11 protein-coding genes and 1 riboswitch are annotated in these 10427 nt (G+C 37.0%); of the genes, 4 read left to right on the top strand and 7 right to left on the bottom strand.

Annotation, left to right across the window (positions count from 1 at the left end; translation table 11 throughout):
* Nucleotides 1-344 precede the first annotated feature (344 nt).
* Entirely contained in the window at nucleotides 345-2771 is a 2427-nt protein-coding gene (locus tag CHI06_RS16410; protein WP_095249707.1) for an immune inhibitor A domain-containing protein, read from the top strand.
* A gap of 42 nt (nucleotides 2772-2813) precedes the next feature.
* On the opposite strand, the gene CHI06_RS30565 is transcribed toward CHI06_RS16410, so the two are convergent.
* The 7 genes from CHI06_RS30565 to CHI06_RS16380 all read right to left on the bottom strand — a co-directional run bounded on the left by CHI06_RS30565 (nucleotide 2814) and on the right by CHI06_RS16380 (nucleotide 7874).
* Entirely contained in the window at nucleotides 2814-2975 is a 162-nt protein-coding gene (locus CHI06_RS30565; protein WP_257009338.1) for a hypothetical protein, read from the bottom strand.
* Nucleotides 2972-3544, bottom strand: a complete 573-nt coding sequence (locus CHI06_RS16405) for a DUF3784 domain-containing protein (RefSeq protein WP_257009337.1) — start codon at nucleotides 3542-3544, stop codon at nucleotides 2972-2974. The genes CHI06_RS30565 and CHI06_RS16405 overlap by 4 nt, the downstream gene beginning before the upstream one ends.
* 114 nt (nucleotides 3545-3658) lie before the next feature.
* Nucleotides 3659-4156: a L,D-transpeptidase family protein gene (locus CHI06_RS16400; RefSeq protein WP_095249706.1), complete on the bottom strand. Its 498-nt coding sequence runs from the start codon at nucleotides 4154-4156 to the stop codon at nucleotides 3659-3661.
* Between the two features lie 67 nt (nucleotides 4157-4223).
* Nucleotides 4224-5732 carry an aminotransferase class V-fold PLP-dependent enzyme gene (locus CHI06_RS16395; protein WP_095249705.1) on the bottom strand — a complete coding sequence of 503 codons (1509 nt, stop codon included), beginning with the start codon at nucleotides 5730-5732 and terminating at the stop codon, nucleotides 4224-4226.
* Nucleotides 5733-5852: 120 nt separating this feature from the next.
* Nucleotides 5853-6200 carry a hypothetical protein gene (locus CHI06_RS16390; protein ID WP_095249704.1) on the bottom strand — a complete coding sequence of 116 codons (348 nt, stop codon included), beginning with the start codon at nucleotides 6198-6200 and terminating at the stop codon, nucleotides 5853-5855.
* A 146-nt stretch (nucleotides 6201-6346) separates the two neighbouring features.
* Complete coding sequence (locus tag CHI06_RS16385) at nucleotides 6347-6742, bottom strand: sporulation protein (RefSeq protein ID WP_095249703.1); 396 nt, start codon at nucleotides 6740-6742, stop codon at nucleotides 6347-6349.
* 107 nt (nucleotides 6743-6849) lie between these two features.
* Nucleotides 6850-6990: riboswitch (cyclic di-AMP (ydaO/yuaA leader) on the bottom strand.
* Nucleotides 6991-7151: 161 nt separating this feature from the next.
* Entirely contained in the window at nucleotides 7152-7874 is a 723-nt protein-coding gene (locus CHI06_RS16380) for a polysaccharide deacetylase family protein (RefSeq protein WP_095249702.1), read from the bottom strand.
* Between the two features lie 121 nt (nucleotides 7875-7995).
* Between CHI06_RS16380 and CHI06_RS16375 the strand changes: the two genes are divergently transcribed.
* The 3 genes from CHI06_RS16375 to CHI06_RS16365 all read left to right on the top strand — a co-directional run bounded on the left by CHI06_RS16375 (nucleotide 7996) and on the right by CHI06_RS16365 (nucleotide 10415).
* A complete protein-coding gene (locus CHI06_RS16375; RefSeq protein WP_095249701.1) occupies nucleotides 7996-8784 on the top strand; it encodes a Cof-type HAD-IIB family hydrolase in 789 nt (262 codons plus the stop codon).
* Nucleotides 8785-8960: 176 nt separating this feature from the next.
* A complete protein-coding gene (locus CHI06_RS16370) occupies nucleotides 8961-9833 on the top strand; it encodes a MerR family transcriptional regulator (protein ID WP_095249700.1) in 873 nt (290 codons plus the stop codon).
* Between the two features lie 54 nt (nucleotides 9834-9887).
* Nucleotides 9888-10415 carry a MerR family transcriptional regulator gene (locus CHI06_RS16365; protein WP_095249699.1) on the top strand — a complete coding sequence of 176 codons (528 nt, stop codon included), beginning with the start codon at nucleotides 9888-9890 and terminating at the stop codon, nucleotides 10413-10415.
* Nucleotides 10416-10427: the final 12 nt, after the last annotated feature.

Genomic DNA, 10427 nt, shown 5'->3' with positions numbered 1-10427 from the left:
TTATAGTATAATCTTTTTCCTTGCTAAAAATCATAAAAATTATCCTCCATTTTAATTTCAAACCTAGTTATTACTTCTTCTTTGATGCTTAAATGACAATCAACAAAAGCACATCTTATAACTACTGTAAATCTTTATTATTATTTTCATAACACATTTATTTTTCCTTATAATTTGATAGATTACTACAAAACACTCAAGTCTTTTGTCGAAACTCCATCCTATTTGACCTATATTCCGAGGAATTTAGCTGAAAATTAGAGAAAATTTACCTATTGTTTTGTCCTAATTTTCTAAATATTATATTAATACGGCCAATAATACATTTAAATGGGGGAGAAAAATTGAATACGTTTATTAAAACTAGTCTATCTTCAGTCATGCTTGCAGGTACTTTATTCGCAGGTTTCCCAAGCTCCGACATTCTATCAAAGGATGGAGGATTATTACATAAAGCGGAAGCCGCTTCCATCGCTACACATTCAAACAGCTCACTAGATTTAGCTGTGGTAAATGATGAAAGATTAATAGAATCTTTTATTAAACAAGGGCTTCTTTCAAAAAATGCCTCTGAAGAAACAAAGCAAAAATTCCTAAAAAACTACCTCGAGTTAAAAGGCAAACAAACAAAGGGCAATGAGGCTGATCCGTTAGCTGCAAAAGTAAAAGCTGCTGAAGCAGAAAAACAAAATAAATTTAAAGAATTTAACAATGGTTTATTAAATGGAAATGGGAACAAAAACGGACACTTAAAGGGTAATCCGGATCCTGTACAAGAAACAACATATACTGGTGAAAAAAGAGAAGACAAAGTTCTTGTCCTAGCTGTTGAATACTCTGACTTTGAACATAATAAGATTAACCCATCCGAGACTGACAACTATTATAAAGACTATCCACTTAGTCACTATGAAGATATGATTTTTGGAGAAGATGGTGTTAAAGGTCCGAACGGTGAAGATTTTGTTTCTATGAAACAATTTTATGAAGAGCAGTCAGGCGGAACTTACTCTGTAGACGGTAAAGCCTACGGGTGGTTAAAGGTTCCTGGAACAGCGGCTTATTATGGTGCTGATAGGGCAACTGGCGGTCATGATAACGTAGCTCCAGGTGGGTCAAAAAAATTAGTTGCTGATACTTATGATGCTGCAAAAGCAGCAGGAATCCCTCTAGGAGATTACGACTTAGAAGACCCTCACGATCTTGATGGAGATGGAAACTTACTTGAAAAAGACGGTTTAGTCGACCACTTAATGATTATTCACTCAGGTGTTGGTCAAGAAGCAGGTGGAGGATCCCTTGGAGATAACGCTATTTGGTCTCACCGTTCAGCATCACTTGTAGACCGTGATGGAAGATTAAACGAAGATGGTTCACCTAAGGGATTACCTGGATTTTATGATTATACAATGATGCCTGAAGACGGTGCAACTGGAGTGTTTGCGCATGAATATGGTCATGATTTAGGATACCCAGATGAATACGATACAGTATACTCTGGTACTGGTGAAGCAGTTGCTTACTGGTCAATCATGGCAGGTGGTTCATGGGCTGGAAAAATTGGTGGTACAGAACCAACTGGATTTTCGCCATTAGCAAAATCTTATTATCAATCATACCTAGGTGGAAATTGGACAAATGACACAATTGAGTTAGACTGGAGTGAGGTAACTACAAAAGGAACACAAGTGTTACTTGATCAAGCCAACTCTCCAAATGGGAAAAACGCAATTGCAGCAAAAGTAAACTTGCCTCAAAAGGCTACAAATATTAATACGCCTGCTACTGGCTCCTTCGAGTACTGGGGCGGACAGCAAGATGAAATCGATACAAATATGGTAACAACTGTTGATTTAACAGGAAAGACTTCTGCAACGTTAGAATTTGATGCATGGTATCAAATCGAACAGGATTGGGATTTTGCATTTGTACAAGTCTCTGAGGATAACGGTGCCACATGGAAATCTGTAGGTAATGCTAACACTGTTTCAAGTGCAGTTCCTGAGGCTTATCCAACAATCGCTCCGGCCCTCCCTGGTTTTACAGGTAATAGCAACGGCTGGACGAAGCAAGAATTTAATTTGTCCGAATATGCAGGTAAAAAAGTACAACTTCGCTTCCGTTATATTACAGATTGGGGAACCTCAGAAAAAGGCTTCTACGTAGATAACATTAATGTTAAAGCAGATGGCACTTCTGTTGTGACTGATGGTGCAGAAACAACAGAAGCATTTACTCTAAATGGTTTTGAAAAATCAGACGGAAATAAGTACTCTGATCACTACTACCTATTAGAATGGCGTAACCATGCAGGAGTTGACGAAGGTCTAGCCAATATCAAACGTGGACAATCATTAATGAGCTATGATGGCGGTCTTGTTGTCTGGTATGTGGACCCAACTTTTACTGACAACTGGACAGGTACTCACCCTGGGGAAGGCTTTGTAGGAGTTGTAGATGCTCATGCAGATACAGACTTACAATGGAGCTTTGCCGACGGTTCAGCACCAGCCCAAGCATCATCCCGTTACCACATCGCAGATGCAGCTTTTGGTTTAAACCCAACATCTGGATTAAATCTTGATTATCCAGGTCTTCAAACATTGTTTGGACCAAGTCAACCTGCGGTATCTCTATTTAATGACAGCAACTCATTTTTGAATACATTCATGCCAGATGCTGGCCGAAATATCGGTAACTTTGGTCTTAAGGTTCGTGTGAACGGACAAGCTAAAGACAAATCAGTTGGTTCGATTGTAATTTACAAATAATCAACAAAAATCTCACCTCCCCATTTAGGAAGGTGAGATTTTTTATTGAGTTAATTCGGCTTTTTCGCTGACCTGTTCAAACCAAAGTCGTGTCTGATCCGGATCTTTATCATTAATAAATATCTTCTTATCTTTTAATTCAATATAGATATATGGAGATGACCCTTTTTGAATATAGAGCAGGCTGCTGCCGTAACCCCTCACTTTAAAATGTCCTTTTGAAAGTGTAGGCAGACCAACGCCGTAGTTCTCACCGTAACCTCTGGAAGTTTTTCCATAAGTTCAATCGAAGTTAAGTCCTCATAATTCCATTCATCACCATACATCCCTGTTATCTCAAAGCTTTCTTCCTTTGCTACTAGCTCGTACCCTTGATAACTAAAATATGATAGAGCACTTATGCCGCCAATAATGACAATAAATAAGGAAATACTTATAACATAGCTGCGTTTGCGCTTTTTTGGAACCTCATATTTTGTTAAATAAATCATTCCCCCCAATAAAAATATAATCATAAATCCAAATTGAACTTCCATTGCATATTTAAACGAGGTAAACATGAGCGGAAGCAATATCAACATGCCAATGGCCGTTATGATTAATAATCCACCCATCCTCTGTGGATAACCATTACGGATTAACTCCTCCTGTTCTTCTTTCGGCCGGGAAGCGAAGCCTGAAATCAGCCAGTAGCCTTTCTTTTTCCTTACCACCCATCCAAGAATAAGGAAAACCACAATCACACTTATATGTACTGCGAAAAGTCCCCACATTCCAGCAACCCCCCCTACAATTTATTTGCTATATATATTACTACGATTTATCATTTGTGATAGATTCACTTTTTTCAAGAAAAAGAGGGCCATAATCGACCCTTATTCATTTTATTAAGTTGGGCGGATGATTACCCTTGTGCCGTTGGGAACCTTTTCGGCAAGCTGAAGAACATCCCGATTATGCATTCGAACACACCCATGAGAAACTGCTTTACCTATCGAACTCGGATTATTGGTCCCATGAATACCATATCCCTGCTTTGATAACGATAACCACAATACACCAAAAGGTCCGCCTGGATTCATCTGCCTATTCACAATCACAAATTCTCCAGTCGGAGTAGCTGTGAGCATTTTTCCTACGGCAATCGGGTAGATTTTTTCGAGCTTTCCATTTCGGTATAATGAAAGTCTTCTTTTCCCAACCGAAATGTGTATCGAATAGGGTATCGTATTTGGGTCTGGCAGACCAGGGATTTGAATTTTTTGTCCTACATATAATTGCTGGTGATTGACACCGGGATTGGCTGCATAAAGACTTGCGAGGCTTACCCGATAATCCAAGGAAATTTGGTAAAGTGTATCGCCCCGCTTTACAATATGAATCATGATATCCCACCTTTTTTCTTTTAACATATGTTGGAATATCAGAACCGTTGCCTATAATAAAAGGATGTCACATGCTTGTTAAATCAAAAAGAGGCGACATATCCTTTCGGATGTGTTGATTATAGAAATAATCATTACTGACAGGGTCATACACATAATCCTTTTTCCAATCCTTAATGTTCGTAGTTATCTCTTTCATTGCTTTTAGAAATAATAAAATTTCCTCATTTGTCATAATGGGATGCATCGAAAAACGGACCCACCCTGGCTTAGTTGATAAATCTCCCTGATCAATATGTTCAGCGATTTGCTTCGATTTATTTTTGTCGATTTCCAATAAATAATGACCATATGTTCCTGCACATGAGCAGCCTCCGCGAACCTGAAATCCAAATCGATCATTTAATAAACGAACAATAAGATTGTAATGAATGTCCGTAATTGTAAATGAAACAATTCCGATTCGATTGCGTTGATGACTCTCTAATACATGGAGATTAGGAATATTCTCTAATCCAGATAAAAGCAGTTCTAGCTGTTCTCTTTCTCTCGCTAAAATTTGTTCTATTCCCATTTGTTCCTTTAATTTGATACACAAAGCTGTACGAATCGCTTGAAGGATTCCTGGTGTTCCTCCATCCTCACGATGCTCAATGTCGTTAATGTATTGGTGTCCACCCCAAGGATTTGTCCATGTTACCGTCCCACCTCCTGGATGATCCGGCACCTTATTTGTATAAATTCTTTTATCAAAAATTAAGACACCGCTCGAGCCGGGCCCACCTAAAAATTTATGCGGAGAAAAGAAAATGGCATCGAGTTTCTCCATAGGGTCTTCTGGGTGCATATTAATCTTCACATAGGGAGCAGAGGCAGCAAAATCCACAAAGCAAAGACCTCCGTGCTTATGCATGATTTTGGCCAACCTATGATATGGGGTTTGGATTCCCGTTACATTCGAGCATGCCGTAAATGAGCCAATTTTAACCGCTCGGTCACGGAACTGTGACAGAAGTTGTTCCAGATGATTTACATCTACAAGACCTTCCGAGTCAGGTTTAATAATCTCAACATCCGCTAATGTCTCAAGCCATGAGGTTTGGTTGGAATGGTGCTCCATATGTGTGAGAAAAACAATTGGTCTATTCCGCTCAGAAAGTTTAATACTTTCTTTCCATTGTTCTGGAACCCTAATTCCCATTATTCTTTGCAATTTATTCATCACAGATGTCATCCCAAATCCATCAAGAATAACCGCATCATCCCCATTTGCATTTACGTGTTCCTTTATAATCTTTCTTGATTGATCATAAATACCCGTCATCATTGAACTTGTAATATTTGATTCCGTATGTGTATTTGCCATAAAAGGACCGAATACCTCTGAAATTTTTTCTTCAATTGGCCGAAATATTCTTCCACTAGCCGTCCAATCTGCATAAATAATCGGTTTTCTTCCGTGTGGGGAGTCAAACTCCTGGTTAATGCCGATAACATGAGACCTGAATTTTTGAAAATACTCTTCAAGATTATCTGGCAATGTATACCATTTACTCCCGATTCTTGCAGTAATCATACTTCAGCTCCTCTCCAAACAAATCCTGCTAATTACTATATGCAAACCGCCTTTATCTTGCCGACAATTCCTAATTTATGATAAAAAAAGCCTGATCCCAATGGACCAGACTGTTACCTTTTATAAGTTTGTATTTTTTGATGATTCCTTACGATTTACTTCATCAATTTTTTGAACAAACATGTGAAAAACTCGCTGCTTCTCTTCTAAGTCTTTTATATACTCTTTTAATTGATTATAACTTTCCTCAAAGGGTTTATGATACCTTTGGCGGATACTCTCAATAATTTCTTCGTTTACGGTTGATTGAATAACTTGCTTGGTAATTCCGTATTTGTATGAGTATACCTTTAATTCTTGTGCCACTTCTTCATATTCTTTATCAATTTCGATAAGGACTGATGAAATATCATCCTTCCACTCTTCTAGTGATTTCTGTAAATAGGATTTAACCATTGTGTCTTCCATCATTGCACCCGCCCTAATAAAGTCTACTGTTACCTTTATTATAACGGTGATTGTTTACAGCCTAATTTCTAGTAGTTTACAAAGCTATATCAATAAATAGGATAATATTCCGATTTACATTAAATAACTAGTTTAATAGGTACATACTATGAAACGGCATCTATCATAATTGGGACATTTTGCGTAATATTGTTTGCATTTCCTAAATCAATATTAATGATTAAAGAATAGTTAAATGTACTTTGATTTGTTTTAATATCGTCAGGAACATTGATTAAGAACGAAATTTTTCCAGTCTGGTTTGGACTACTCTCAAGAGAACAGAAAACGGAATGGCTATTTACTATTTCTTCTACAAATGCCTGGGAATCAATCCCTACTAGATCGATATCATATCTTTTTATTTTATTTTTTATCAGTCCGCCAGTTATCTCAATGGTCCCGTTAATAACACTTCCGGCTTCATATACCTTTTTATCCAAGTGTACCATTGTTTTTGGCAAGCCAATCTTTAGCTTCGTTAAATAATCTTTTAATGTCATTTTCTTCACCTGTTCCCTAAAAATAGGCATAAATAAAAGACCAACAGTAAGTCAAGCTGCTAAAAGTGTTACTCAAAACAAAAAAGCCCCTGTACTTGGCGGTCCATGACCTCCTTCGCTTTAGCCGACGAAGTTAGCTGACGGGTAGAATGGCGAAAGAAATTCTCATCCCTTCTACAATAGTAGAATTAACCCCAATAAATTGGTTCCTCCGTACCCAGAATGATGGGTTTTGGCCGAAATATTTAATTTCATGTTGATTATCACGATAATTTTATCCTCAACCTGATTACTTGTAAAGAGCAATTTTCTCTTAAATTAACTGACTAATCTCCAATTTTAAATAAAAACAATGATTTTTCTAGTGTTTGCTCCTGAATCATCGATATTTGACAACTTAGTGCCCTTATTATTTTGTAATTAATTTCGCGAACTCTTCTAAATTGGTTGAATACTTAACATATAGCCGAGGCAGGTAAAAATCTTCGTTTTCGATACCCTTTTTTGAATAACTTTCTGGTGTCGTTGTCAATCCAAAAGAATAATACTTTTTCGTTTCAGAAGCTATACGTTCATTAAAACTTCCATATGGATAGGCTAGGGCAATGACAGGTTTCCCTGTTATCCTTCCTATTTTCTCCTTTGAACCTTTTAATTCATAGAGGAGATTCTCTGATTTTGTCAAATCTGGATGTGTGGCCGTATGCGACTGAACAGAAATAACACCAGAGTCAGACATCATTCTTAATTCTGATTGAGTTAAACGATTTACGTTACCGACAAAATCCGATATTACAAAAAAGGTTGCTGTTGGCTTAAATGTTTCATCTTTTAACTTTTGGAGAATTTCAAAAGCGTTACGATTATTTTTATATCCATCATCAAAGGTTAGAAAAATAGGTTTCTTTATTTTACTAAGTTCATGCCAGCGTTCAAATGTTACTAAGGTATATCCCTGATTTTTCAAATAGATCATTTGCTTTTCGAAATTCTCCGGAGTTACAAATAATTCTTTGGACCCTAGACCGGAATAATTATCAATGGAATGATAAACTAATATCGGTACCTTTTGCTGTGCAAAAACCTGTTCAGGCAAGCAAATTAGAAGAAGAATAAATACTAGTCTTAACACAAAAATATGCCTCCCCTTTTTTATCCAAGTAAGTTTTACCTAGTATTCCACAGTCCGTATCTTTTATCTCATAAATAACCATGATAAACTGAAAGAACATATCTATTTAAGGAGAGGTTCAATGTCTGATTATAAGGTATTATTTTTAGATATTGATGGAACCATCATTAAGCCGGATGATACCATCGAGGAAACTACGGTCAATGCAATTCGTCAGGTTCAAGAAAAAGGAATAGAGGTTTTTTTAGCAACCGGCAGACCTTTACATGAAATCAGGGATCTTGCGAAAGAGTTAAATGTTCATTCCCTCATTGGGTATAACGGTGCGTTTGCCATTTATCAAGGTAAAGATCTATTCCAAGAGCCAATGAATATGGAGAGTGTCAAACAATTTATTGATATAGCGAAAAAAAATCAACATGAACTTGTCTTATATACGAAAGACCAAAACTTATTCACTGATTTAGAAACAGATTGTGTAAAAGAATTTATAGAAAAGTTTCACTTACATAAAAACGACTCCTATTCACCCTCTGAGGATTATGAAGTACTCGGAATGACCTTGATCAATTTAGAACCAAAGGATGTTGCATTATATAAACAGGAAGATCAAATCCACTTATCACAAGTAAATCTTGAAGGTATGTTTCATTGTTATGACGTGATTAGAGATCAAGTCAATAAAGGTATTGGAGTTCAATATGTCCTAAAGCATCTCGGCCATAAGAAGGAAAATGCAATTGCATTCGGTGATGGCATGAACGACAAAGAAATGCTACTGAGTGTTGGTGAAGGTTTTGCGATGGGAAATGGCCATCCAGACCTCTATCAATATGCTAAACATAAAACCACATCCGTAACAGATTCAGGTATATATAATGGCTTAAAAACATTAGGGATTATTGAGTAAACGAAAGCTGTGCATACCATATTGCACAGCTTTTTTTGCATGATTTTGTTGGTATTTCGTGGTATACGTCTTGTTTTGATAGCTTTTGTCAACCTGCAGGAAAATGGGGTGCACCTTATAGAATTTACTATCCATAGATGTTTTACCGTAAATTGGATAGAAGGGATTTGACCACTATGAAAACTTTCACGTTAAAGGAAGTTTCCAAAAAAATAAATGTTAAGCCAGCTACATTAAAAAAATGGGAAAAGGAACTTGAGGAATATCTTGATATCCCCAGGACTAGACAAGGCGCAAGAATTTATTCAGAGGTAGAACTAGATTTACTCCTGGATATTAAACAAATGTACGAAAACAAAATAAGTACGGAGATGATCCTGCAAAACTTACAAACAAAGGATGAACCTGTAGAAAACGAGATTTCTGAACCTCCGACCTCCTCCTTGCCAATGGTTTCAGAAACCATGCCCGAAGTAACAAATGAGGAGATTGCCATTAAGAATGCAGATCAATTTTTCGATGCGATGGATAATTATAAACAAACCTTCTTAAGTGAGGTAAAGGATGAAATTCGAAGTGTTCTCCGTAAAGAGGTAGTTGAAGAGGTAAAAAAAGAGATTTCAAAAGGTACCTACTATACAGTAAAGTCCATATCTGATTCCATCTATAAAACGTCTGCTAATACAAAAGCAGAAATTGAGGAACTTTCGGAACACATTGAAAAAACAGCAGAACAGACGACTGAAAGACTTCATTATTTATCAAAAAGTATTGTCAATGCCTCCCATGAAACTTCAGAAGAAATTTATACGTTATCAAAGCAATTATCTGAATCTACAGAGGAACTTGCTCACTACGTAGATATTACAAACACTGAAATCAATAGTTTATCGGAAGTTATAGAAAAGGACCGTGAAGAACGCGGGAAAGAACGTGATCATTTCCTACATGAAATCACGCAAAGAGAAGCTGCTTTTCAGGATTTATTAACAAGCTTCCGTGATGTAGCTGCTGCAAAAGAAAAGAAATGGTGGAAATTCTGGGAGTAAAACCATTACGACACTTGCTGCTATGGTCAAATTTTTCAAGTGGAGGGAATCATTATGAACACGAGCGAAGTAGCAAAATTATTAGGGGTGTCAGCAAGTACCATTCAACGATGGGTAAAACAGCTTGAACTGCCAATGGAGCGAAATGAACGTGGGCATTATCATTTTAATAATGAAGATATTGATCTTCTAAGAAACATTCAAACACAAATCCAAAATGGGACCTTACTTCAAGAAATAGCACCTGTTCAAGAGAAGAAACCTCGGAAAGGAACAGTAAAAGCAGCCCCAGAGACAAACGCAGAACTGGAAAGATTGTATACGATTGTTAGCGAATTAGAAGCAAAGGTAAACTCAAAAGCAGATTCTGTCGCCTCCTATCAGCTGCTGCAGCACCGCCGTGAAATAGAAGATTTGCAAAGCCAAGTGAAAGATTTATCAAAACAAGTAGAATCCCTTCATTCGCAGTTTGATGAGATAACTAAGTCTGCTTTACCTGAAAAGCCACTCGTATTAGATCAAGGAAAGCTAAATAGAAAGAAGAAGAATATTGTCAGCTCCTTGTTTGGATTTTTGGGATAACTAGATAAGCAT

The sequence above is a fragment of the Bacillus sp. 7884-1 genome, assembly GCF_002272245.1.
Taxonomy (GTDB): domain Bacteria; phylum Bacillota; class Bacilli; order Bacillales; family Cytobacillaceae; genus Neobacillus.
The sequence above is the reverse complement of the archived record's forward strand: the minus strand, read 5'-3'. Positions and strand labels throughout refer to the sequence as shown.

What these genes read in the sequence shown, in the direction of transcription:
- CHI06_RS16390 (WP_095249704.1), bottom strand. Translation starts at nt 6,200, where the DNA reads ATGGAAGACACAATGGTTAAATCCTATTTACAGAAATCACTAGAAGAG.
- CHI06_RS16365 (WP_095249699.1), top strand. Translation starts at nt 9,888, where the DNA reads ATGAACACGAGCGAAGTAGCAAAATTATTAGGGGTGTCAGCAAGTACC.
- CHI06_RS16405 (WP_257009337.1), bottom strand. Translation starts at nt 3,544, where the DNA reads ATGTGGGGACTTTTCGCAGTACATATAAGTGTGATTGTGGTTTTCCTT.
- CHI06_RS16395 (WP_095249705.1), bottom strand. Translation starts at nt 5,732, where the DNA reads ATGATTACTGCAAGAATCGGGAGTAAATGGTATACATTGCCAGATAAT.
- CHI06_RS16375 (WP_095249701.1), top strand. Translation starts at nt 7,996, where the DNA reads ATGTCTGATTATAAGGTATTATTTTTAGATATTGATGGAACCATCATT.
- CHI06_RS16385 (WP_095249703.1), bottom strand. Translation starts at nt 6,742, where the DNA reads ATGACATTAAAAGATTATTTAACGAAGCTAAAGATTGGCTTGCCAAAA.
- CHI06_RS16370 (WP_095249700.1), top strand. Translation starts at nt 8,961, where the DNA reads ATGAAAACTTTCACGTTAAAGGAAGTTTCCAAAAAAATAAATGTTAAG.
- CHI06_RS16400 (WP_095249706.1), bottom strand. Translation starts at nt 4,156, where the DNA reads ATGATTCATATTGTAAAGCGGGGCGATACACTTTACCAAATTTCCTTG.